Genomic DNA, 23,664 nt, shown 5'->3' on the forward strand with positions numbered 1-23,664 from the left:
CCCTCTTCTCAGCTGTGCTGCGCCGGCAGGACGTGTTTGGCGGCGATCGCCTTCGCGGTGTCGGAGTCGGGGCCGGGCTGCGGGACGAAGATGGCCTCGCGGTAGTAGCGCAGCTCGGCGATCGACTCGCGGATGTCGGCGAGGGCCCGGTGGTTGCCGTTCTTCTCCGGGCTGTTGAAGTACGCCCTCGGGTACCAGCGGCGGGCCAGCTCCTTGATGCTGGAGACGTCCACGATCCGGTAGTGGAGGTAGCTCTCCAGGGCCGCCATGTCCCGCTCCAGGAAGCCGCGGTCCGTGCCGACGGAGTTGCCGCACAGGGGGGCCTTGCCGGGCTCCTTCACGTATTCCTTCACATACGCGAGGACCTGCTGCTCGGCGTCCTGGAGGGTCGTACCGTTCTCCAGTTCGGCGAGCAGCCCGGACGCGGTGTGCATCTGACGCACCACCTCCGGCATCGTCTCCAGCGCCTGCTCCGGCGGGCGGATGACGATGTCCACCCCCTCGCCGAGTACGTTCAGCTCGGAGTCGGTGACGAGGGCGGCCACCTCGATGAGAGCGTCTTCGGACAGCGAGAGGCCGGTCATCTCGCAGTCGATCCACACCATGCGATCGTTCATGCGACCACCCTAAAGCGGGCCTGGGCTTTTGTGACGCCCTGTGCTGGCGCTGAGCATGCTGGGGGCCGCGCCGGAAACGGGGCTGCGCAAAAGAAAAGGGGGGCGAGTGCCTGCTCGCCCCCCTTCTCTCAGCTACCGCTCCGCGGCCCCGGCAGCAGCCCCACCGCCCCCGCCGCTGTGCGGCGGCTCTGCATCGGTACGCCGCTGTCGCGGTCCGGGTGCAGCACGGGTGCGTGGCCCATCGGGCCGGGGCCCGTCAGACCCATGGCCGCGCCCGGCTGGCCTGCGGCGTGCACCGGCGGCTCCGTGTCGGCCTGCCTGTCGCCCTGCGGCCTGCGGGCCCGGTAGGCGGCCCGGTAGGCGGCGGGGGACGAGCCGAGCTGGCGGCGGAAGTGCCCGCGCAGCGCGACGGGGGAGCGGAAGCCGCACCGGCCCGCCACCTCGTCCACGGAGTAGTCCGACGTCTCCAGCAGCCGTTGGGCCTGGAGCACACGCTGCGTGATCAGCCATTGCAGCGGCGCGCTGCCCGTCAGCGAACGGAACCGGCGGTCGAACGTACGGCGGCTCATATAGGCGCGTGCCGCCAGGGTCTCCACGTCGAACTGCTCGTGGAGGTGTTCCAGCGCCCAGGCGACGACCTCGGCCAGCGGGTCGGCGCCGATCTCCTCTGGTAAAGACCTGTCCAGATAGCGCTCCTGACCGCCGCTGCGGCGCGGTGGCACGACCAGGCGCCGGGCGAGCGCGCCGGCCGCCTCGTTGCCGTGGTCCGACCGCACGATGTGGAGACAGAGATCGATTCCGGCCGCCGTACCCGCCGACGTGAGCACATCGCCGTCGTCGACGAACAGCTCACGTGGATCGACGTGCACCGACGGATAGCGCTTGGCCAGCGTCGGCGCGTACATCCAGTGAGTGGTCGCCGGGCGGCCGTCCAGCAGTCCGGCTGCCGCGAGCACGAACGCGCCCGTGCACAGCCCGACGATCCGGGCACCCTCCTCATGCGCCCGGCGCAGTGCGTCGAGCGCTTCCTCCGGTGGCGGCGCGGTGATCGAACGCCAGGCCGGTACGACGACCGTCCCGGCGCGCGATATCGCCTCCAGTCCATGCGGTGCGGTGAGTTCCAGGCCCCCTGTGGTCCGCAGCGGACCTTCCTCTCCGGCGCACACCAGCAGTCGGTAGCGCGGGACGCCGGCGTCCTGGCGGTCGATTCCGAACACCGACAGCGGAATGGAACTCTCGAAGATGGGGCCGCCGCTGAACAGCAGCACCGCGACGATCTCCTTGCGGCGGCGCCCGGAAAGCTTCCGGGCCGCGGCTTCCGGCGCGGCAGTGGAGTCGTGGCTCATACTGCTAAGCCCCCCTCGGTGGTCGCGGCTCCTCGGTTGTGTCGCTCCTGCACGTTTCCCCTCGGTCCTGCACGAGTCCCCCGCCGTAAAGACAGTCAAGATCGAATCTACTGGCTCCCGCGGTCTCACGGTGACCAGTTCCACACGCCCCAGATTGTCGACATGACAACTTGGCGTGAAGCATTCGATCACGAAGCGTTGCACTCGCGGAGCGTGGAGGGAAGTGCGCCTTGTCGCAGTGGCCAAACCGCGTAGGGTGCGCAACTGCCCGTAGACCCTTTCCGTGCAGGTCGAACGGGGGTTGGAGGGTGGTTGGAGGGCCTGTTGGGCGACATTCAGAAGTTGGCTGAAAAGATACGTTCGGGGGTACGGAAACAGGTCAGTCGACCGGTGTCCGTCTGCGGGTGTGACGTCCGCCTCTTTGCTTCGGGCAACGCCTGCGGCCGCGCGCGTTCCGCTCGGCGCACCGCTCCGACCGGCGCAGCAGGATCCGGCACACGGCCGTGACGGCGGCCAGACCCAGCGCCGCGCCCGCCGCGCCGGCCAGCGAGGTGCCGTACCAGACCAGGACGACGGGGACGAGGACGCAGCTGAAGGCGGCCCAGCGGATCACATCACTCACGGTGTCCGGCGCGGAGTGCGGATCGGAGGTGGATCGGGGACGGGGCATCTCTCGTACTCCCTGTGGCGGTGGCTCACCCGGTTCAACGTCTGTTCGAGCGGTCGGTCACCGCCCGTACGTCTGTGAATCCTGAGCAAACCGCCTGTACGGGGCAGCAACCATTGCGTTACGGGCGCGGCTCGTGCATGCTCCGGTGAACCCCTACGGATGTCGGGGACCGCTTACGGAGCGTGCGCGGGATCTGGGCTCAGGAGGCGTGCCGCCGTACCCTTGGGGGTATGGGGTTGGGAAGATGTTTCCCGGACACAGCTCCGCCGCACACTGTCGTCCCACCCATAAAGGATCACAACGCCGAGACAGCCATGGCCGGTCACGAATTCTTCGAACCCGCGGACCGCAAGCGGCCGGTCGCCGACCCCACGGCGGCCGATCCCCTGGCGGCGGAAGCGTCACGCCCTTCCTGCGATCCCGCCTTCCGGCACGGAGTCGTCGTCGGCTTCGACGGCTCGACCTCCAGTGAGCGAGCCCTCGCCTACGCCATCGGCATGGCCCACCGCTCCCACTCCGGCCTGATCATCGTCCATGTCGCCAACCGGCTGCCGACCACCGTGTGGGCCGGCTGCGAGCCGCCCGTCTTCGTCGACGTGCCGGACCACCGCACCGAGGTCCTCGGTCTGGAACTGGCGTGCGCGGACTACCTGGCCGAGGTGCCGTGGATCCTCGTGGAGCGCGGCGGTGACATCTGCCACGAGCTGGAGGAGGTCGGCAAGGAGTACGAGGCGGACGCGATCGTCGTCGGCTCCACGCACGGCATCGTCGGCCGGATCTTCGGCTCCGTCGCGGGGCGGCTCGCCAAGCGGGCCCGGCGGCCCGTGATCGTCATTCCCTGACGCTCCCAACTCCCCGGAGCAGTACGGCGACTCCCTTTGTACAGCGCGAAACTACTCGCGCGTAGAGGTGGTTTGTGCCCTTGTGAAGGGCATATATCGGTCACCGCGCAACTGCACGACATGAAGGGAGCCCGCCGTGGACAACGGAAGTACTACGGTGGTCGGCCGACTCGCCCTGGGAATAACCCTGTTGGCGTTCGGCCTCGGTACGACAGGCGTGATCCACGGCGTGGCCGCGTCCGACGCCGTGTCAGTCGCCCATTACGTGGGCGGAGTTGCTCTGTTCCTGGTCGGCCTGCTGGCCTTCCGCGGCGGCGACGGCGTTTCCGGAACGGGCTTCGTGGCCCTCGGCGCGCTGTGGTTCACCTGGGCGGCCGGCGGTCACTCCTCCGCCGACGCGGCCGGGCTCTTTCTGCTCCTGTTCGCCCTCGTGGCGCTCACGTTGACCCTCGCGGGCGGGGACGGCCTGGGTCAGCTCATGCACGGGCTGCTGTTCCTGGCGATGCTGGTGCTGGCCGTCGCGGCCTTCGCCGACAGCTCTTCCCTGGCCAAGGTCGGGGGCTGGGTGGCCGCCGTCTCCGGTGCGGTGGCGTGGTACGCCGCCACGGCCGCGCTGGCGCACTGGCCGACGGCGCTTCCCGGGCGTGCTGCGGGCCGGGGGGTGACGGCCGCCGGCTGATGAGCAGCAGCACGGAAGGACCCCCGCGTGAAGGTGGCCACGCGGGGGTCCTTTCCGTTGTCGCGGATCTGTTGTCGCGGAATTACTCCACCGTCACCGACTTCGCCAGGTTCCTCGGCTTGTCGATGTCCCGGCCCAGCGCCTTCGCCGTGTGGTACGCCAGCAGCTGGAGCGGGATGCCCATCAGGATCGGGTCGAGCTCGTCCTCGTTCTTGGGGACGACGATCGTCTGGTCGGCCTTGTCCTGGTGCTGGTGGGCCACCGCGAGGATCTTGCCGCTGCGGGCCTTGATCTCCTCCAGGGCCGCGCGGTTCTTCTCCAGCAGGTCGTCGTCGGGGACGATCGCCACCGTCGGCAGAGCCGGCTCGATCAGGGCCAGCGGGCCGTGCTTCAGCTCGGAGGCGGGGTAGGCCTCGGCGTGGATGTAGGAGACCTCCTTGAGCTTCAGGGAGGCCTCACGGGCCACCGGGTAGCCCCGGACACGGCCGATGAAGAGCATCGAGCGGGCGTCGGCGTACAGCTCGGCCAGCTCCTTGATCTGCTCCTCCTGCTTGAGGATCTCGGTGATCTGCTCGGGCAGCTTGCGCAGGCCCTGGATGATCCGCTTGCCGTCGCGGACCGAGAGATCACGGGTGCGGCCCAGGTGCAGGGCGAGCAGGGCGAAGGCCACCGTCATGTTCGTGAAGCACTTCGTCGAGACCACGCACACCTCGGGGCCCGCGTGCACGTAGATCCCGGCGTCCGCCTCGCGGGCGATCGCCGAGCCGACGACGTTGACGACGCCGAAGACCTTGGCGCCCTTGCGCTTCAGCTCCTGGACGGCGGCGAGGACGTCGTACGTCTCACCGGACTGGGAGACGGCGACGTACAGGGTGTCGGGGTCCACGACCGCGTTGCGGTAGCGGAACTCCGACGCCGGCTCGGCGTCCGCCGGGATACGGGCCAGCTCCTCTATCATCTGGGCGCCGATCATGCCCGCGTGGTACGAGGTGCCGCAGCCGAGGATCTTCACGCGGCGGATCTGCCGGGCCTCGCGGGCGTCCAGGTTGAGGCCGCCGAGGTGCACGGTGGAGAAGCGGTCGTCGATGCGGCCGCGCAGCACGCGGTCCACGGCGTCGGCCTGCTCGAAGATCTCCTTGTGCATGTAGGTGTCGTGGCCGCCCATGTCGTACGACTCGGCCTCCCACTCCACCGTGGTGGGCTCGGCGGTGGTGCGCGTGCCCTCGGTGGTGTAGGTGCGGAAGTCGTCGGCCTTGAGCGTGGCCATCTCGCCGTCGTCGAGGGTCACTATCTGCCGGGTGTGGGTGACCAGGGCGGCGATGTCGGAGGCGACGAACATCTCCTTCTCGCCGATGCCGAGGACGACCGGGGAGCCGTTGCGGGCCACCACGATCCGGTCGGGGAAGTCGGCGTGCAGCACCGCGATGCCGTAGGTGCCCTCGATCACCCGGACCGCCTGGCGGACCTTGTCCTCCAGCTTCTCGGCCGTGGCGCGGGCGATGAGGTGGGTGAGCACCTCGGTGTCGGTCTCGGAGAGGAACTCGACGCCGTCCGCCTCCAGCTTGCGGCGCAGGTCGGCGGCGTTGTCGATGATGCCGTTGTGGACGACGGCGACCTTGTTGTCGGCCGACATGTGCGGGTGGGCGTTGACGTCGGAGGGGGCGCCGTGGGTGGCCCAGCGGGTGTGGGCGATGCCGGTGGTGCCCTTGAAGCGCGCCGGGACCTTGGCCTCCAGGTCGCGCACCCGGCCCTTGGCCTTGACCATCTTCAGGCCGGGCGCCTTCGGGGAGGTGACGACGATGCCCGCCGAGTCGTAGCCGCGGTATTCCAGCCGCTGCAGCCCTTCGAGCAGCAGCGGGGCCACGTCACGCTTCCCGATGTATCCGACAATTCCGCACATGTATAGGTATTCCTAGCCGTAGACGATGCGGCGCAGCTGCCTGAGCGTCAGCTCGGGCGGTGCCACCGCTCGGTACTTGAGGTCCGCCGAGATCTGTTCGAAGATCTCCGCGTTGACCAGGCCCTGGGCCTGCAGTTCACGGTGACGGCGACGGACGTAGCCCTCCGTCGACTCGTCGAAATAGGCGAGCACGTCCTGGATCACACGCAGCGCCTCGCCCCGGGCAAGGGGCGTGGACCGCGTCAGATGATCAACGAGTTCGTCGTGCACCCGGTAGATCCTGAGGTACGGGGCCACGGTTTCGCAAGGAGCGTGCCCGATTTCGGGCAGACGTCCGCCGTGAGTGCTGTTGGATCTCTGTTCGCAAGCTGTCCACTCTGTGTCTTGCATCTCGTTGCCCGGGCCCACGAGTTTCGGACGCCATGGACATTCCACGTATGGGAGTACCCGAGAAGCTGGCCGAGCGCATGAGCATGGCCGAACAGCACGAGTACCTGCGCGCCAGATTCTCGCGGCGCAACCTGATCAGAGGCGGCGCCGTCACCCTGGGCGCCGTCGCGGGCGGCGCGTTCGTCCCGGGTGCCACCGCCCGGGCGGCCGTGCCCACACAGCGGACGGCGCCCGCCACCGAGACCGTGGACGGCGCCCTCGTCGCCCCCTTCGGCCGCCACCTCGCCTACGGCAACGACCCCCGCACGGAGATGACCGTCTCCTGGCAGGTCCCGGTCGCCGTGAAGAAGCCGTTCATCCGCATCGGCGCCCACCCCTGGGACCTCTCCCGCAAGATCGAGGCCGAGGTCCGCAGCCTCTACACCCCGGCCGGCGTCGGCGCGAGCGGCGACCACACGCAGTACTACCTGCACGCCCGGCTCACCCACCTGCGCCCGGGCAGGACCTACTACTACGGCGTGGGCCACGAGGGCTTCGACCCGGCCGAGCGGCACCTGCTGGGCACCCTGGGCACCTTCACCACCGCCCCCGCCCACAAGGCGCCGTTCACCTTCACCGCCTTCGGCGACCAGGGCGTCAGCTACCACGCCCTGGCCAACGACAGCCTGATCCTCGGCCAGAACCCGGCCTTCCACCTGCACGCCGGCGACATCGCGTACGGCGACCCGGCCGGCCAGGGCAAGACCACCGACACCGGCTTCGACTCCCGCACCTGGGACCAGTTCCTGTACCAGACCGAGTCGGTCGCCAAGCAGATCCCGTGGATGGTCTCTTACGGCAACCACGACATGGAGGCCTGGTACTCACCCAACGGCTACGGCGGTGAGGAGGCCCGCTGGACACTCCCGGACAACGGCCCCGACGCCAGGAACCTGCCGGGTGTCTACTCCTTCGTCCACGGCAACACCGCGGTCATCTCGCTGGACCCGAACGACGTCTCCTTCGAGATCCCGGCGAACCTGGGCATATCCGGCGGAACCCAGACCACTTGGTTCGAGGCCCAGCTGAAGAAGTACCGGGCCTGTGACGACGTCGACTTCATCGTCGTGTTCTTCCACCACTGCGCGTACTGCACGTCCACGGCGCACGCCTCGGAGGGGGGCGTGCGCCAGGAGTGGGTGCCGCTGTTCGAGAAGTACCAGGTGGACCTGGTCATCAACGGCCACAACCACCAGTACGAGCGCACCGACGTGATCAAGGACAACAAGGTCACCAAGAAGCTCCCGATCGGCGGTACCGCCTACCCCGAGACCGAGGGCGTGGTCTACGTCACGGCGGGCGCGGCGGGCCGCAGCCTGTACGCCTTCTCCGCCCCGGACTCCTACGAGGGCCACGAGCACGAGGTGGACTCGGTCGCCTCCTTCATCAACACCAAGGACGGCAAGGTCAACGAGACGGTCACCTGGTCCCGGGTCCGCTACCTCAACTACTCCTTCCTGCGCGTGGACGTCACCCCCGCGCCGAAGGGCCGCCAGACCACCCTGACGGTGTCGGGCATCGCCGAGACCGGCGACCGCATCGACCACTTCACGGTGTCCCGCACGGCGAAGTGACAGTCCGGCGGGCGGTCCTCACATGCGCTTGAGGACCGCCTGCTTGGCCAGGGTGAACTCCTCCTCGGTCAGGACCCCGTCGCGGTGCAGTTCGCCCAGCTCGCGCAGGCGGCGCAGCAGGGCGTCGTGGTCGCTCCCGGCGGGCGCCCTGTCGAGCACCGGCGGATCCTTCGGCGTCTCCTGCCCCGCCGCGGCCGGATGCGGCAGCCGGGCCTGTACGGCGGCGGCCACCAGGGCCATCAGCGGGTCCTTCTTGAAGCCCCACAGCTCGACCGCGTTCGGGTCGTACTTGGCCGTCGCCGTCACCGGGGCACCGCGCACCCGGAAGCGCAGGTGCCCGTTCTCCAGACCGGCCGCCGGCTGCCACTCCACGCCGAGGACATCCGCGAGCGGGATGGTCCGGGTGCCGACGTTCGCCTTGGCGTTCTCGGTCTTCCAGTTCCACTCCAGCCGCACCCGCTCCCCGTCGAAGCTCGCCGTGCCGTCCCCGGCCGAGGCGGACACCGGCAGGGGCGGGCCCGGCAGCAGGTACTCGCCGACCGGGTCCGGTGAAACGCGGTCCAGCAGAAGGGCGTTGCGCACCTCCTCGGCGAAGTACTCGGCGACGCCGTACCGGTCGGACTCCACGGTCAGCTGGTAGGGGTCGTGCGGCTCGCCGAGCCGGCCGCCGGTGGCCTGCGTCAGCGGATCGGCCCCGTCCCGCAGCCGCAGCCGCAGCCGCCCCGACTTCCGCCCCTGCTCGAAGGAGACACCGGCCAACGCTCCGAGCGGCACGACGAGTTCGCCCAGCTCACGGCGGAGCAGGCTCACGTTCTTGTCCCGGCCCGGGGTGAGCCGCAGGGCATCGCCGTCGAAGGTCCAGGTGCCGTCCTTCTGGATGATTTCCGCCATGGAGGGATTGTTTCACCGGATCTGCGGGAGAGTGGTCTCGACCACAACTGAAGGGAGCGCATGTGAGACGCACACACAGCACGACTCCCCGAACCACCCGCATGCTCGGATCACTGCTGCTGGTGGCCGCGGCCGGTGTGTTCACGCTCGGCGCCGCACCCGCGGCACCCACGGCGACAGCGGCCGTCCCCACCCCGCTGGACCGGGTGATCCCGGCACCCGCCTCCGTCACGCCGGGCAAGACGCCGTACCGCATCACGCGGGCGACCGGCGTCCGGGTCGACGACTCGGCCGAGGTCCGCCGGATCGGCGCGTACCTCACCGGCATCCTGCGGCCCTCCACCGGCTATCCGCTGCCGCTCACCGACCACGGCGGCGGCATCCGACTCCACCTCGCACCGGGCGACTTCGGCGCCGAGGGCTACCGGCTGCACAGCGACGCGAGCGGCGTCACCATCACCGCGAGCGCCCCCGCAGGCCTCTTCCACGGCGTGCAGACCCTGCGTCAGCTCCTCCCGCCGGCCGTCGAGAAGAAAACGGTGCAGGCGGGCCCCTGGCAGATCGCCGGCGGCACCATGGAGGACCACCCCCGCTACTCCTACCGTGGCGCCATGCTGGACGTCTCCCGGCACTTCCTCACCGTCGACCAGGTCAAGCGGTACATCGACCAGTTGGCCCTCTACAAGATCAACGAGCTGCATCTGCACCTCAGTGACGACCAGGGCTGGCGCATCGCCCTCGACTCCTGGCCGCGCCTGGCCACCTACGGCGGCTCCACGGAGGTCGGCGGCGGCCCGGGCGGCTACTACACCAAGGCGCAGTACCAGGAGATCATCCGGTACGCGGCCTCCCGCTACCTGGAGGTCGTCCCCGAAATCGACATGCCCGGCCACACCAACGCGGCCCTCGCCTCCTACGCCGAACTCAACTGCGACGGCATCGCACCCCCGCTGTACACCGGTACGAAGGTCGGCTTCAGCTCGCTGTGCGTGCCCGAGCAGGTCACCTACGACTTCGCGGACGACGTGATCCGGGAGCTGGCCGCCCTCACCCCCGGCCGCTACCTCCACATCGGCGGCGACGAGGCGCACTCCACCAGCCACGCCGACTATGTGACGTTCATGGACCGGGTGCAGCCGACCGTCGCCAAGTACGGAAAGACGGTCATCGGCTGGCACCAGCTCACCGGCGCGCACCCGGCCCAGGGCGCCCTCGCCCAGTACTGGGGCCTGGACAGCACCAGCGCGGCGGAGAAGGACCAGGTCGCCAACGCCGCCCGGAACGGCACCGGCCTGATCCTCTCCCCGGCGGACCGGATCTACCTTGACATGAAGTACACCAAGGACACCAAGCTGGGCCTCGACTGGGCAGGCCTGGTCGAGGTCAAGCGGTCGTACGACTGGAACCCGGGCACCTACCTCCCGGGCGCCCCGGCTTCCGCCGTCCGGGGTGTGGAGGCGCCCCTGTGGTCGGAGACCCTGAAGAAGTCCCCCGACATCGAGTACATGGCGTTCCCCCGCCTGCCCGGCGCCGCCGAACTGGGCTGGTCCCCGGCGGCGACGCACGACTGGGACACGTACAAGGTGCGCCTGGCCGCCCAGGCCCCACGCTGGGACGCCCTGGGCATCACCTACTACAAGTCACCCCAGGTCCCCTGGCCCACGAGCTGACCACATACGGACGGGCACCCCGGAGGACCGTACTCCGGGGTGCCCGTCCGTCTGCCTGGGTGTCCTTGGGTATGGAGTCGAGACGGCGAGGCGGGAACTCCACGGCCCGTTGGCACGTTGCGAGGGCGACCTGATCTCTGATGTGTCACACGGCGGTGGTGCCGTCGTCGGGGGAGCAAACCATGGCCATGGTGGGGCTGTTCTGCATCGTCGGGAGCGACGTGTACCTGGGCGCGAAGCCGTCCGGTCTGGCTCCCGGGGTACGTCTGACCCCCGAGGGCGTGGTGGCCCTCGGCGACAGACAGTCCGGCCTGCACCTGTGGGAGGACGTGCACGCCCTGACGGTGACGGACGTCCCCGTGAAGTCCCTGAAGCTGCAGGCCGGCGCGGTCAAGGACCTGGCCCTGGGCATGGTGCTGGACGTGGCCCTGTCCGGGGGTGTCGGCCTGACGGGCGAGGACCCGCCGATGATGAGGGTGTGCGTGGAATCGACCGACGGTGAGCACGAGTTGTCGGCGTACGCCGCCGCGGCGGTCGGTTACTCCCAGACGGAGGTCGACCTCTCCCGCGCTCTCCTGTCCCGCCTCACGGAGGGAGCCGCGACAATGGCGACGACGCTGGCGGCCATGTCGGAGTGGGGCCGCGCGCGGGAAGGCGGGTCGCCTCGGAAAGCGGAGCGGGAGGGGCTGTTGCGGGAGTGGGTGGGCTGACGCCTCGCCTGTGGCCTGTGTCTCAAGGGGTCCAACGCCTGCCATTGGGCACGGCTCGCCGTCCTGTCCGCCGCACCCGTCCTGGCTCTCGGCGTCACCCGGGCATCTGTCTGGCGGTGAACCACTATTTCTGGAGGTCGTCGACGGCCTTCAGCAACCGTCGTCGTCACCTCCGTCGCCGCTGCCGCCTCCCACGTATGCCACTGCTCGTCGTACCACTTCAGTAGCTCGGTGTGCTCACGCCGCCGCCATGACTGCGGACGCCAGAGCATCCAGATCACCGCGCCTCCGGAAGCGGCGTCGACATCGGCCGACACCACGGTCGGTACGCGCCGCGGCATCCACCACGGCTGCGGATCGGCCCTCGCCTGCGCCCGCCTCACCATGCGCGGGGCATCAAGCCCCCATTCGCCCAGGCAACACCGGCCCCGACGCTCACGAGCCGTAGGCTGCACGAGTGATTGAAACGGTTGTGTTCGACGTCGGAGAGACGATCACCAGGGATGACCGGTACTGGGCGTCCTGGGCCGACTGGCTCAGCGTTCCCCGTCATACCCTGTCCGCGCTCGTCGGAGCCGTCGTGGCTCAAGGCATCGACAACGCCGAGGCCCTGAGACTCGTCCGTCCGGGCATCGACGTCGCCGCCGAGTACCGGGCGCGGGAAGCAGCAGGGCGCGGTGAGTCCCTGGACGAGACAGACCTGTACGAGGACGTGCGACCGGCGCTCACCATGCTCCGGCAGCACGGGGTGCGAGTGGTCATCGCGGGGAACCAGACGGTCCGGGCCGGTGAGCTGCTGCGCGGTCTGAATCTACCTGCGGACGTGGTCGCGACATCGGGGGAGTGGGGCGTCGCCAAGCCTCAGCCGGAGTTCTTCCGGCGAGTGGTGGAGGTGGCGCAGGCTCCTCCGCAGCGCACGGTGTACGTGGGAGATCACCCGGTGAACGACGTGTTCCCGGCTAAGGCGGCCGGACTGCGCGTGGCCCACATCCGCCGCGGCCCGTGGGGACGTCTGTGGGCAGACGACGCTGATGTGATTGCTGCCGCGGACTGGCGGATCGACAGCCTCGGCGAGCTTGCCGCGCTTCTTGGTGACTGAAATCTGCAAACTGGTCCCCCACGCGCGGTGACGGGGCAGTGCCTTCTCACCCCCACCCGGACCGCCGACCTGACCGCCGTACGATCCCTGTACTACCGACGGCCGACCGGGTTCGCCTTCCCGCACCTGCCCGAGCAAGATGCGCGGTTTGCCGTCACCCAGGCCCGGTACGGACTCGGAGGCGTGCTCGAGTCCCTGCCGGGGTGCTTGTACGTCAACCACCCGCACAGGATCGGCGACGCCGAATTCAAGCCCTCCGGCCTCGTCGCGGCGAGGCAGGCAGGATTCGACGTACCGGCCACACTCATCACCTCCAGCCCGGACGCCGCCCGGGCCTTCGTCAAACGCCACCACTCGGTCATCTACAAGCCGCTGTCGAACCCGGCGTACCACGTAGACGGCGTCTCCTCCGTCGTCCGGATCGCGGAGGTCGCCGCCGAGGACATCGACGAGCACGTGGCCGGCACCGCGCATCTCTTCCAGGAGCGCGTCCCCAAGGAAGCGGACGTCCGCGTCACCGTCATCGGCACTCGGGTGTTCTGCGTTCGCATCGACTCCGATCTGCTGGACTGGCGTACCGACTACGGCCGTCTGAAGTACACCCCTGTGGAGCCGCCACCACGGACTAGGGCGTCACTTTTCCGGTACCTGGACAGCTTCGGGCTCGTTTTCGGCGCTTTCGACTTCTGTGTGGGCACGGACGGGCGATGGTGGTTCCTGGAGTGCAACCCCTCCGGCCAGTGGTATTGGCTGGAACCGGAGACCGGCATGCCGATGCTCCAGGCCATGGCCGACCTACTGGAGAGGACGACGTGAACACCGAGGTGACACAGCTGCACCAGCGGTTGGTCGACAGTCTTCAGCAGACAGGGGCGCTGCGGACCGAGCCGTGGAGGCGGGCGGTGGAGTCCGTTCCCCGGCACGAGTTCCTCCGGAGCGGCTTCTTCCGTCGGGTGCCGAACGCCTTCCCCGCAGCTTGGCAGCCTGTTCTGGAGGGCAGCGCGGACTGGATGCGGGGCTGCTTCGCCGACGAGTCGCTCGTGACACAGATCGCCAACACGATCGTTCCGTCAGACATTCGCGGGGAAATCCTGCGTGAGCCGACCAGCTCCAGCACGCTGCCCTCGCTCGTGGTGCGCATGCTGGAGGAACTGCGGGCGGAGCCAGGTATGAGGGTGCTGGAGATCGGCACCGGTACCGGCTACTCGACCGCGCTGCTCTGCGCCCGGCTGGGCGAGGGCGCCGTCACCTCCATCGAGTACGACAAGGAGGTGGCCGCGCGGGCGCAGACGGCTCTTGGCCGGATCGGGATGTACCCCACTCTCATCACCGGTGACGGCCTGCGCGGCTTTGCCAAAGGTGCACCGTACGACCGGATCATCGCGACCTGCGGCGTGCGAACCGTGCCCTCGGAGTGGATCGAGCAGGCTCGGCCTGGCGGAGAGATCCTGACGACCATCGGTGGCTGGCTCGGCACCTCGGAACTCGCTCGATTGGCCGTGCACGACGACGGCACCGCATCCGGGCCGCTGTTGGGCGGCCGAGTGAGCTTCATGCTCGCGCGTCCGCAGCTGCCGCCACCACTCGGCCTGCTCCCAGACCTGAGCGCAGGCGAGGAGCGCCCGGCCACTGTCGGGGCCGACGCCCTGGACGGCTGGGCGTCCCGCTTCGTTGTGCAGTCCGCGCTTCCGGGCGGCCAGCGTCTGACCATGGAACGCGACGGGCTCCGGGAGGAAGTCCTGATCGACGTCGACTCCGGCTCTTGGGCCGCTCTCTATGAGGAGAACGGCCGGTGGACTGTGCGGCAGGACGGTCCACACGCTCTGTGGGACGCTGCCGAAGACCAACTGGGCCGCTGGTATGCCGCTGGAGCACCTGAGCTGGAGCGGTTCACCCTCCGCGTTACGCCGGAGGGACAGAGCTACAGCTGGTAGCGGCAACCGGAGAAGCCGGACGGGCACCCCGGAGGACCGTACTCCGGGGTGCCCGTCCGTCTTCGGAGCCGACTGCTGGAGCAGACCGGTCAAAGCTCGTCTCTCAGCCGCGTCCAGGTATGGCTGTCCAGGCCGTCATGGGGCCCGATGCGGGAGAGTTCCGTGCCGTCGCGGCCCAGGGCCGAGATGACGGGACGGTCTGCGAGGCCGGCGGTGCGGGGAGATGTCCAGACAGCGATGAGCCTGCGCTGCTCGGGAGCCTCGATCCGGCGGGCGCCGATGAGCACATGCCCCACGTCCGGCCCGAGGCGCACGATCTCGCAACCGATCCATGGGGCTGAGATGAGGGAGCCAGGAGGGGCGAGGCGGCGGGTGAGGCTGAGGCTGCCCGCGGCGTGGCGAATGTCGAGCACATCGACGTCGGCACCGTCGTCTCCGTCTCCGTCGCCCCAGCCGCCTCCCACGTACCGCCACCGCTCGTCGTACCACTCCAGCAGCTCGGTGTGCTCACGCGTCCGCGGTGACTTCGGACGCCACAGCATCCAGACCGCCGCGACTCCCGAGGCGGGGTCGACATCGGCCGACACCACGGTCAGTACGCGCCGCGGCATCCACCACGGCTGCGGACCGGCCCCCGCCCGCACCCGCCTCACCACACCCAGCACGAATGCCTCCCACCAGGGCCCCGCCCACACGGCCGCTCGCCATGCCCGCATGTGCCTGCGATACCCGGTGCGCGGAGGCATCAAGCCCCACGCTCAGAGGCCGGTGATCGGGTTCGTCAGGGTGCCGATGAGCTGGAGGGCGCCCGACGGGTCGGTGAGGTCCACCATCTGTTTGTTGTTGCGGAGTTGGAGGCGGTTGAGGCAGGACAGGGCGAACTCGGGGGTGAAGATGTCGTACTGACGGAATCGTTCGGCCAGTTCGGGGTTCGCCTCCTGGTACTCGTGGGTGACCTCGGCGACCGTGCGCCAGAAGGCGTGCTCCTCCAGGGTCCCCTCGGCGGCGAGGTGTGCGGCGAGGAAGCGGAAGAAGCAGTCGAAGACGTCCGTGAAGATCGACAGCAGCTTCGTGTCGTCCGGGACCTCGACACGGATCCGCTGTACCTCCGGCGGCAGGACCGCGTCCGGGTCCATCACCACGATCTCCTCGGCGATGTCCTTGTAGACCGCCCGCTGCACCACGCCGTCCTTGAGCACCAGGATCACGTTCTCCCCGTGCGGCATGAACGCCAGGTCGTAGGCGTAGAAGCTGTGCAGCAGGGGGGTGTAGTAGGCGCGGAGGTAGCGGCGCAGCCACTCCGTCGGCGGGAGTCCCGAGCGGGCGATCAGCGCGCCCGCGAAGGAGGCGCCGTTGTGGTCCACGTGCAGCAGGGAGGCCATGGTGGCCAGGGACTCGCCGTCCTGGAGCGAGGGTACCGGGCTCTCCCGCCACAGTGCGGCCAGCATCTTGCGGTAGGGGGAGTAGCGGTCGGTGGCCTGTTCGTACTCCAGGTGCCGGTAGCCGACGGCCGCCCGCTCGCGGATGATCGACAGGCCCGTGGACTTCAGCACTGGGTCGTTCTCGATCAGCTGGGCCAGCCAGTCGTTGATGGCTGGCGTGGCCTCCATGTAGGCGGCCGAGAGCCCCCGCATGAAGCCCATGTTGAGGACGGACAGGGCCGTCTTGACGTAGTGCTTCTCCGGGTGGGACGTGTTGAAGAAGGTCCGGATGGACTGCTGGGCCAGATACTCGTCGTCGCCTTCGCCCAGGCAGACCAGGTGCCGGCGGGCCACCTCGGCGGCGAAGGTGACGGAGAGCTTGTTCCACCACTGCCAGGGGTGGACGGGGATGAGGAGGTAGTCGGCGGGGTCGAGGCCCTGGGCGGTGAGCCGGCCGTGGAACCGGTCGACCGTGTCCGCGCCCAGCTCCTGCCGGACGAACTCCTCGTACGCGATCCCGGCACCCGCCGTGAAGGCGGCCCGTGAGCGGTGCGCGGCCAGCCACACCAGACGGACGGGGCTCGCGGTCTCCGGGGCGTAGGAGAGGTACTCGTGGATGCCGAAGCCGAGCCGGCCGTTGTTGGCGACGAAGCAGGGGTGCCCCTCGGTCATCCCGGTCTCGATCGCCTGGAAGCCGCGACCCGCCAGCTCGGCGGAGGTGATGCGGGGCTTGGTGAGCTTGTAGCAGGTGCTGGAGAGGGTGGAGGAGATCTCCTCCAGGTAGACCGGCAGGATCTCGTCGGTCAGCCGCAGGGACTCCTTCAGCTCGATGAAGAAGTCCAGGGCGGACAAGGGGAGTTCGGCACCGTTCCGGTGCCGGGTGAGGGACTCGGCGTCGACCTGCCAGTGGTCGAGGGCGCGCCGGACGGCGGAGAAGCGGTAGGAGGTCAGGCCGTCGTCACTGCGGACGACGTACCCGTCCCCCTCCCGCGCAGGTGTGATCAGGCGCTCGTGGGCGAACTCGGCGAGCGCCTTGCGTATCAGCAGACAGTTGGCGGTCGCCCAGCGCTCGGGGGAGAGGTGGGCAACGGTGTCGGCGAGGGTCATGCGGCCACCCCCGTCGCAGCGGTGAACTGCTCGCGCGTGCAGAAGCTCAGCAGCGCCTTCTTCTCCGGCTTCTGGATCTCCCGCTCGGGCACGAACCCGACGGCCTCGTTCAGCTCGTGTACGGCCGTGTTGCGGACGTCCGGTTCGACTACGACGCGCTTCACCTCCGGATCCTCGAACAGGTGCGCCATCACGGCCGTGATGACGGCCCGCGTGAACCCGTGCACGGGCGTGTCGGTGGGCGCGACCAGGAAGTGCATGCCGGCATCGCCCGGCTGTGCCTCGTACAGGCCGGTCAGCTCGCGGTGCGCGGGGTCGTACTTCTCCATGAGGAAGACGGGCACGCCGCCGCGCAGTCCGAGCAGCGCGTGGTGGTGCTCGTCCGCCGCGATCTCCATGTAGGCCCGCTCGACGTCCTCCAGTTTCGCGTCCTGCATCATCCAGAAGGACGCCTTGGGGTGGGTGACCCAGGAGTGCAGCAGTTCGCCGTGGGTCAGGGGATCGACGGGACGGAAGGTGAAGGTCATGTCCGTGTCGGTCATACCGCGAACTCCTGGAAGGCGATCGTCTTCTCGATGGGGTAGTACTCGGTGCCGAGCAGTTCGCGGATGATGTACGCGTTGCGGTAGGCGCCCATGCCCAGGTCGGGGCTGGTGATGCTGTGGGTGTGGACGCCGGCGTTCTGCAGGAAGACCCCCCGGCCGGTGACGTCGATGGCGTAGTTGCGGGCGACGTCGAAGCGGCCGTGTCCGTCGAAGCGGAGGCGGTCCCGGATCGGGGCGAGGAAGGCCGGGGGCTCGTAGTGGTAGCCGGTGGCCAGCAGCAGGCCCTCCGTGCGGATCTCGAAGTCCTTGCCCTGCTCGTCCTGGTGGAAGCCGAGGGTGTAGGTGCCGTCGGCGTCGTGACGGGCGCTCTTCAGGGTGGAGTTGGTCAGCAGACGGGTCGGGACCGGGCGGTCGCCGCTCTCGACGTTCTTCTGGTAGAGCAGGTCGAAGATCGAGTCGATCAGATCCGAGTTGATGCCCTTGAACAGGCCCTTCTGCTGCTTCTCCAGCCGGTAGCGGGTCTCCTCCGGCAGCGCGCGGAAGTAGTCGATGTAGTCAGGACTGGTCATCTCCAGGGTCAGCTTGGTGTATTCGAGAGGGAAGAACCGCGCGGAGCGGGTGACCCAGTTGAGCTGGTAGCCGTGGACGTCGATCTCGGCGAGCAGCTCGTGGTAGATCTCGGCCGCGCTCTGGCCGCTGCCGACGATCGTGACGGACTTCTTCGCCTGCAGCTCCGCCTTGCGGTGCACGTACTGGGAGTTGTGCAGGAAATCGCCGGGCAGGTCCTGGCAGGCCTGCGGGACGTACGGGGTCGTCCCCGTGCCCAGGACCAGGTGCCGGGCGCGGAACGTTTCACCGGCCTGCGTGCGGACGACGTACAGCTCGTCCTCGTACGTCACCTCGGTGACCGTCGTGCCGAAGCGGACGCTGCGGAGTTTGCCCGCCGCCCAGCGGCAGTAGTCGTCGTACTCGATCCGCAGGGGATAGAAGTTCTCGCGGATGTAGAACGAGTACAGTCTGCCTTTCTCCTTCAGGTAGTTGAGGAAGGAGTAGGGCGAGGTGGGGTCGGCGAGGGTGACCAGGTCCGACATGAACGGGGTCTGCAGGTGGGCGCCGTCCAGGAACATCCCGGCGTGCCACTCGAAGTCCGGCTTGGAGTCGAGGAAGACGCCGTCCAGACCGGCGATCGGTTCGGTGAGACAGGCGAGGCCGAGGTTGAAGGGGCCGAGCCCGATCCCCACGAAGTCATGAACACGGGTGGCTTCAGGAAGCGCGGTCAAGGGACTCTCCCAGGTACTGCTCGGCGTGGCCGGCGATCAGATCGAGGACGGCGGCGATGTCGGCCGCCCGTGTCTCGGGGTTGAGCAGGGTGAACTTCAGGTAGTGGCGGCCGCCGACCTTGGTGCCGGCCACCACGGCGTCGCCGGAGGCGAACAGGGCCTTGCGGGCGTAGAGGTTGGCGCGGTCGATCTCGGCCGGGTCGGTGACGGCCGCCGGGATGTAGCGGAAGACGAGGGTGGAGAGGGTGGGCTCGACGACGACGTCGTAGCGGGGGTCGGCGGCGAGCAGCTGCCAGCCCTCGGCCGCCAGGTCGCAGACCTCGTCGAAGAGCTGTCCGACACCGTCCGCTCCCATGGTGCGCAGGGTCATCCACAGCTTGAGGGCGTCGAAGCGGCGGGTGGTCTGCAGGGACTTGTCGACCCGGTTGGGGATGCGTTCCTGCACCATGCGGCGCGGGTTGAGGTAGTCGGCGTGGTAGGTGGCATGCCGCAGCGTGGCCGCGTCCTTCACCAGGACGGCGGACGAACTGACCGGCTGGAAGAAGGACTTGTGGTAGTCGACGGTGACCGAGTCGGCGCGCTCGATGCCGTCGATGCGGTCCCGGTACTTCAGGGAGGCGAGCAGCCCGCAGCCGTAGGCCGCGTCGACGTGCATCCACACGGCGTACTGGGCGCACAGTCCGGCGATCTCCGGGAGCGGATCGATGGAGCCGAAGTCGGTGGTGCCGGCGGTGGCGACGACCGCCATCGGCACCAGCCCGTCGCGCCGGCAGCGCTCCAGCTCATGGGCGAGGGCGACGGTCTGCATCCGCTTGTCGCGGTCGACGGGGACGGCGACGACGGAGTCCGGGCCCAGGCCGAGGAGTTTCGCGGACTTCTTCACGCTGAAGTGGCTGACCTCGGAGGCGAGGATGCGCAGCTTCGCGAGGCTGTCGCTCTTGGCCTCCTCTCTCGCCAGGAGCAGCGCCTGGAGGTTGGACTGGGTGCCCCCGGAGGTGAACACGCCGTCGGCGGCCGGGCCGAGGCCGATGCGTTCGGCGGTCCAGTCGATGAGCTTGCGCTCGATGAGGGTGCCGCCGGCCGACTGGTCCCAGGTGTCCAGGGAGGAGTTGACCGCGGAGAGGACGGCCTCGCCGAGCACCGCCGGGATGACCACGGGGCAGTTGAGGTGGGCGAGGTAGCGGGGGTGGTGGAAGTAGACGGCGTCCCGGAGGTAGACGTCCTCCAGTTCGTCGAGTACGGCGGCGGTGTCGCCGAGGGGCCGGTCGAGGTCGATGGCGTCGATCCGGGGGGAGAGGGTGTCCACGGTGACGCCGGTGAACGGACGGTCGGTGGTGGCGAGTTTGGCCGCCACCCGCTCGACTCCTTCGGTCACGGAGCTGCGGTAGTGCTCCGCGGTGAGGCCATTGAGCAGGTGCGAGCGCATGTGGGGGTCCTCCGAGGGGACAGTCCGTACGGGGGGTTCAGCTTAGGTTAGCCTAACCTAAGTTAATTGGATCAAGGCATGCCCTGACCCGTGACCGGCGTCACTCCAGGAGCGGTTACCCGGCGGCCCGCAGCTGTTCCTCGGTCATCCCCTGCCGCCAGTACCCGACGAAGGTCACCCGCTGCCGGTCGACGCCACGCTCACCGACGAAGTGCCGCCGCAGCGCCTTCACTTGCCCCGACTCACCGGCGATCCACACGTACGGCCGCTCGGCCGCGGGCAGGTGGGCGGCCCGTACGGCATCGACGGCCATGGGGGATCCGTCGTGCCGTACGAGCCACGTGATCTCCGCGTCGGCCGCCGTGCGCACGTCCTGGATGTCCCCGGCGTGCGGCACCTCCAGCCAGGCGCGGGCGCGGCTGCCGGCGGGGAGGGACTCCAGGATCGCGGTCGCGGCCGGTACGGCGGTCTCGTCGCCCCACAGGACGACGAGGTCGGTGTCCCCGGGCGGGCGGAAGCGGATCGCGCGGTTGTCGGCGACCGCCGGCCCGAGCAGCAGCACCCGGTCACCTGCGGTCGCCCGGGAGGCCCAGCGGGAGGCGGGGCCGGCGGGGGTGGACGCGCCGGACTCGATGCCGTGCAGCGCGAAGTCGATGTCGATCTCGTCCGGGTCGCGCCTGAGGGCCCGCAGTGTGTACGAGCGCATCACGGCCCGTACGTCGTCCGGCAGTTCCCGCCACCCCTGCCACCAGCCGTCCCCCAGCTCCAGCGGGACGACGGGCTCGGTCTGACCGGGGTGCGGCAGGAACAGGGAGAGGGACTGGTCCCGTCCGTCGGAGTGGAACGCGTGCAGACCGGCTCCGCCGAAGGTGACACGGACGAGCGACGGCCCCAGCCGCCTCGTCCGTACGACCTGCAGGGAGAAGAACCGGAACGGGGCGGCTACGGCCGTGGTCATGTGGGCTCCTCATCGATGCGGGGGATTGCAGCGGGCCTGAAGGGGCGCGGGGAACGGCGCGACCAGCCACACGCGGTCCGCAGCCGCCCGCCATGCACGGCGCCCCTCCGCATGGGCGCCTAGGGGGTGTTCGGATCAGGCCGGCCGTGACGAGCGGTGCGCCGGCCGACCCGTGCGTGCCAGGGCCCGCGACGCCGGGATGATCCGAACGACACCCCCTAGCCGACCTTCTTCGCCTTCTCCAAGGCCTCGGCCAGACTCGTCAGCAGTGGCACGCACTTGTCGTACGACAGAATCGGCTCGGGCGACCGGGCGATCACCTGCCCCGCCTTCACCGCGGGCAGCTTCTTCCATGTCGGCTTGCTGATGTCGGCCGGCTGGATCGCCGAGGACCGGTCGTCCATCATGATGATGTCGGCCTGGTACTTGTCGACGTTCTCCCAGCTCAGCGACTCGTACCAGCCACCGCCCTGCTTCTTGGCGCTCTCCGGCGGCTCCACGAAGTTCACGCCGAGGGCCTTGAAGTACTCCAGGTCCACGGAGAGGTTGGTGCCCGAGACGTAGAACAGCTGGTCGCTCGCACTGCCGGCCATCACCCTGATGCCGGGCTTGGCCTTGGCGGCGGCGCGCAGCCGGGCGGCGGCGGCCTCGAACCGCTTCCTGGCGTCGGTGACCTTCGCGGCCTTCATGTCCGCGCCGAGCGACTCGGCCAGGTCCCACATGCGCTGCAGCGGCTCGGTGAGCCGGCGGTCGTAGACGGAGATGCCGACACCGGGGGCGAGTTGGGAGATCTTCTTCTCCGACTCCTCGGGGACGTACCAGAGGGTGCCGGCGCCGTCGAACATCGTGGAGATCAGCACGTCCGGCGCGAGCGACGCGTACTTCTCGATGTTGAACTGGCCCCAGGTGTTGCCGAGGACCGTCACCTTGCTGACGTCCATGTCGCCGGCCTGGACATCGGCCTTGCCGTCCTTGGTCGTGGTCGGGCCGAAGACGCCCTTGACCTGGATGCCGTAGTCGTGGAGCGCGGCGCCGACGCCGGTGAAGGCGACGATGTTCACGGGGACCTTGTCCAGCTTCACGACCGTGCCGCGGTCGTCCTTGAAGGACCAGGGACCGGACTTGGCGGCCTTCGACCCGCCGCCCGCGCCACTGTCTTTGCCCTTGTCGTCCCCGCAGGCGCTGAGCGCGGCGGCCAGTCCGACGGCGCCGCCCGCGGCGAGGAGACCGCGGCGAGTGAGATGGGTGGCACGGGCCTGGGGCATGGGTATGACTGCTTTCGAACGGGGCGGAGCGCCCGCCGGACAGGTTTGAAGGTAGGTTAGCCTAACCTCACTCGATGTCCAGGGGGTGGGGCGCCCCGCACCCGAACCCGTACGCGGCCTGTGTGCCGCCGGAGCTGCCTCAGCCGACCAGCCCCAACTCCCGTGCGATCAGCATCCGCTGGACCTCACTCGTGCCCTCGCCGATTTCCAGGATCTTGGAGTCGCGCCACATGCGGGCCACCGGATACTCGTTCATGAAGCCGTAGCCGCCGTGGATCTGGGTGGCGTCGCGGGCGTTGTCGACAGCGACCGTGGAGGAGTGGAGCTTGGCGAGGGCCGCCTCCTTCTTGAAGGGTTCGCCGGCCACCAGGCGGGAAGCGGCGTCGCGCCAGGCGAGACGGGCCGTGTGGGCCTTCATCTCCATGTCGGCGATCTTGAACTGGATGGCCTGGTTGGCGCCGATCGGCCTGCCGAAGGCGTGGCGCTCCCTGGCGTACTTCACCGACTCGTCGACGCAGCCCTGTGCGAGGCCCGTCGCCAGCGCCGCGATGGCGATGCGGCCCTCGTCCAGGATGCGCAGGAACTGGGCGTAGCCGCGGCCCTCCTCGCCCAGGAGGTTGGCCGCCGGGACGCGTACGTCCTGGAACGACAGCTCGCGGGTGTCCGAGGCGTTCCAGCCGACCTTCGAGTACGGGGCCGCGACCGTGAAGCCCGGCGTGCCGGACGGGACGATGATCGCGGAGATCTGCGGCTTGCCGTCCGGCTTGCGGCCGGTCACGGCGGTCACCGTCACCAAGCCCGTGATGTCCGTACCGGAGTTGGTGATGAAGCACTTCGTGCCGTTGATCACCCATTCGTTCGTGGCCGGGTCCAGACGGGCCGTCGTACGGGTGGCCCCGGCGTCGCTGCCGCCGTCCGGTTCCGTCAGGCCGAACGCGCCGAGGATCTCGCCCGAGCACAGGCGGGGCAGCCACTCCCGCTTCTGCTCCTCCGTGCCGAAGAGGTGCACGGGCATCGCGCCCAGCGACACCCCGGCCTCCAGGGTGATCGCCACCGACGAATCCACCCGCGCCAGTTCCTCCAGGGCGATGCCGAGGGCGAGATAGTCGCCGCCCATGCCGCCGTACTCCTCCGGGAACGGCAGCCCGAACAGGCCCATGCGGCCCATCTCGCGGACGATCTCGTACGGGAACTCGTGCCGCTCGTAGAAGTCGCCGATCTTCGGCGCCACCACGTCGTGCGCGAACTCCTCCACCGTGCGGCGGAGTTCCTCCAGCTCGGGGCTGAGACGGTGGTCCATG

At 69.2% G+C, this 23,664-nt stretch carries 21 protein-coding genes and 1 pseudogene; 8 read left to right on the forward strand and 14 right to left on the reverse strand.

The window, feature by feature from the left end; all coding sequences use genetic code 11:
* Positions 1-8: 8 nt before the first annotated feature.
* The 3 genes from orn to ACIGXP_RS16230 all read right to left on the reverse strand — a co-directional run bounded on the left by orn (position 9) and on the right by ACIGXP_RS16230 (position 2,633).
* Positions 9-617 carry an oligoribonuclease gene (gene orn / locus ACIGXP_RS16220; RefSeq protein ID WP_363213957.1) on the reverse strand — a complete coding sequence of 203 codons (609 nt, stop codon included), beginning with the start codon at positions 615-617 and terminating at the stop codon, positions 9-11.
* Between the two features lie 128 nt (positions 618-745).
* Positions 746-1,963: a helix-turn-helix domain-containing protein gene (locus ACIGXP_RS16225; protein WP_363213958.1), complete on the reverse strand. Its 1,218-nt coding sequence runs from the start codon at positions 1,961-1,963 to the stop codon at positions 746-748.
* A gap of 379 nt (positions 1,964-2,342) precedes the next feature.
* Positions 2,343-2,633 (reverse strand): hypothetical protein, encoded by a 291-nt coding sequence (locus ACIGXP_RS16230; protein WP_399768747.1) that lies wholly within the window; start codon positions 2,631-2,633, stop codon positions 2,343-2,345.
* Between the two features lie 314 nt (positions 2,634-2,947).
* Between ACIGXP_RS16230 and ACIGXP_RS16235 the strand changes: the two genes are divergently transcribed.
* The gene (locus tag ACIGXP_RS16235; protein ID WP_399768749.1) at positions 2,948-3,475 is read left to right on the forward strand and encodes a universal stress protein; all 528 of its coding nucleotides are present in this window, start codon (positions 2,948-2,950) and stop codon (positions 3,473-3,475) included.
* A 136-nt stretch (positions 3,476-3,611) separates the two neighbouring features.
* Positions 3,612-4,154, forward strand: coding sequence for a hypothetical protein (locus ACIGXP_RS16240; protein ID WP_399768751.1), 543 nt, complete (start codon positions 3,612-3,614; stop codon positions 4,152-4,154).
* 82 nt (positions 4,155-4,236) lie between these two features.
* Here the strand turns inward: ACIGXP_RS16240 and glmS are convergent, their stop codons facing one another.
* Entirely contained in the window at positions 4,237-6,054 is a 1,818-nt protein-coding gene (glmS, locus tag ACIGXP_RS16245) for a glutamine--fructose-6-phosphate transaminase (isomerizing) (protein WP_363213962.1), read from the reverse strand.
* Between the two features lie 12 nt (positions 6,055-6,066).
* Complete coding sequence (locus ACIGXP_RS16250; RefSeq protein WP_363214048.1) at positions 6,067-6,324, reverse strand: hypothetical protein; 258 nt, start codon at positions 6,322-6,324, stop codon at positions 6,067-6,069.
* Between the two features lie 167 nt (positions 6,325-6,491).
* Between ACIGXP_RS16250 and ACIGXP_RS16255 the strand changes: the two genes are divergently transcribed.
* A complete protein-coding gene (locus ACIGXP_RS16255; protein WP_399768754.1) occupies positions 6,492-8,057 on the forward strand; it encodes a fibronectin type III domain-containing protein in 1,566 nt (521 codons plus the stop codon).
* Between the two features lie 18 nt (positions 8,058-8,075).
* Here ACIGXP_RS16255 and ACIGXP_RS16260 read toward each other — a convergent pair whose 3' ends face one another.
* Entirely contained in the window at positions 8,076-8,948 is an 873-nt protein-coding gene (locus tag ACIGXP_RS16260; RefSeq protein WP_363213964.1) for a DUF4429 domain-containing protein, read from the reverse strand.
* A 62-nt stretch (positions 8,949-9,010) separates the two neighbouring features.
* Here ACIGXP_RS16260 and ACIGXP_RS16265 point away from each other — a divergent pair, with 62 nt between their 5' ends.
* From ACIGXP_RS16265 to tgmC, 5 genes and pseudogenes are all read left to right on the forward strand, one after another.
* Positions 9,011-10,618, forward strand: a complete 1,608-nt coding sequence (locus ACIGXP_RS16265; RefSeq protein WP_399768756.1) for a beta-N-acetylhexosaminidase — start codon at positions 9,011-9,013, stop codon at positions 10,616-10,618.
* A 182-nt stretch (positions 10,619-10,800) separates the two neighbouring features.
* Complete coding sequence (locus ACIGXP_RS16270; protein ID WP_399768758.1) at positions 10,801-11,328, forward strand: hypothetical protein; 528 nt, start codon at positions 10,801-10,803, stop codon at positions 11,326-11,328.
* A gap of 457 nt (positions 11,329-11,785) precedes the next feature.
* A complete protein-coding gene (locus ACIGXP_RS16275) occupies positions 11,786-12,427 on the forward strand; it encodes an HAD family hydrolase (protein WP_399768760.1) in 642 nt (213 codons plus the stop codon).
* Between the two features lie 42 nt (positions 12,428-12,469).
* Positions 12,470-13,243: pseudogene (gene tgmB / locus ACIGXP_RS16280) on the forward strand (ATP-grasp ribosomal peptide maturase); the annotation flags it as partial.
* On the forward strand, positions 13,240-14,361 hold the full coding sequence (gene tgmC, locus ACIGXP_RS16285; protein ID WP_399768762.1) for an ATP-grasp peptide maturase system methyltransferase: 1,122 nt from the start codon (positions 13,240-13,242) through the stop codon (positions 14,359-14,361). The pseudogene tgmB and the gene tgmC, both read left to right, overlap by 4 nt.
* Positions 14,362-14,450: 89 nt before the next feature.
* Here the strand turns inward: tgmC and ACIGXP_RS16290 are convergent, their stop codons facing one another.
* The 8 genes from ACIGXP_RS16290 to ACIGXP_RS16325 all read right to left on the reverse strand — a co-directional run bounded on the left by ACIGXP_RS16290 (position 14,451) and on the right by ACIGXP_RS16325 (position 23,663).
* Positions 14,451-15,077 carry a hypothetical protein gene (locus ACIGXP_RS16290; RefSeq protein WP_399768764.1) on the reverse strand — a complete coding sequence of 209 codons (627 nt, stop codon included), beginning with the start codon at positions 15,075-15,077 and terminating at the stop codon, positions 14,451-14,453.
* Between the two features lie 42 nt (positions 15,078-15,119).
* Entirely contained in the window at positions 15,120-16,889 is a 1,770-nt protein-coding gene (locus ACIGXP_RS16295) for an IucA/IucC family protein (RefSeq protein WP_399768766.1), read from the reverse strand.
* Entirely contained in the window at positions 16,886-17,431 is a 546-nt protein-coding gene (locus tag ACIGXP_RS16300; protein ID WP_399768768.1) for a GNAT family N-acetyltransferase, read from the reverse strand. Before ACIGXP_RS16300 ends, ACIGXP_RS16295 begins: the two co-directional genes overlap by 4 nt.
* Positions 17,428-18,714 carry a lysine N(6)-hydroxylase/L-ornithine N(5)-oxygenase family protein gene (locus tag ACIGXP_RS16305; RefSeq protein ID WP_399768770.1) on the reverse strand — a complete coding sequence of 429 codons (1,287 nt, stop codon included), beginning with the start codon at positions 18,712-18,714 and terminating at the stop codon, positions 17,428-17,430. The genes ACIGXP_RS16300 and ACIGXP_RS16305 overlap by 4 nt, the downstream gene beginning before the upstream one ends.
* The gene (gene desA, locus ACIGXP_RS16310; protein ID WP_399768772.1) at positions 18,698-20,140 is read right to left on the reverse strand and encodes a lysine decarboxylase DesA; all 1,443 of its coding nucleotides are present in this window, start codon (positions 20,138-20,140) and stop codon (positions 18,698-18,700) included. Before desA ends, ACIGXP_RS16305 begins: the two co-directional genes overlap by 17 nt.
* Positions 20,141-20,255: 115 nt before the next feature.
* A complete protein-coding gene (locus ACIGXP_RS16315) occupies positions 20,256-21,098 on the reverse strand; it encodes a siderophore-interacting protein (RefSeq protein WP_399768774.1) in 843 nt (280 codons plus the stop codon).
* A 218-nt stretch (positions 21,099-21,316) separates the two neighbouring features.
* Positions 21,317-22,363, reverse strand: a complete 1,047-nt coding sequence (locus ACIGXP_RS16320) for an ABC transporter substrate-binding protein (RefSeq protein WP_399768776.1) — start codon at positions 22,361-22,363, stop codon at positions 21,317-21,319.
* 139 nt (positions 22,364-22,502) lie between these two features.
* Positions 22,503-23,663 (reverse strand): acyl-CoA dehydrogenase family protein, encoded by a 1,161-nt coding sequence (locus ACIGXP_RS16325; protein ID WP_363213972.1) that lies wholly within the window; start codon positions 23,661-23,663, stop codon positions 22,503-22,505.
* Between the last annotated feature and the right edge of the window lies 1 nt (position 23,664).

The sequence above is a fragment of the Streptomyces sp. NPDC053069 genome (assembly GCF_044546895.1).
Taxonomy (GTDB): domain Bacteria; phylum Actinomycetota; class Actinomycetes; order Streptomycetales; family Streptomycetaceae; genus Streptomyces.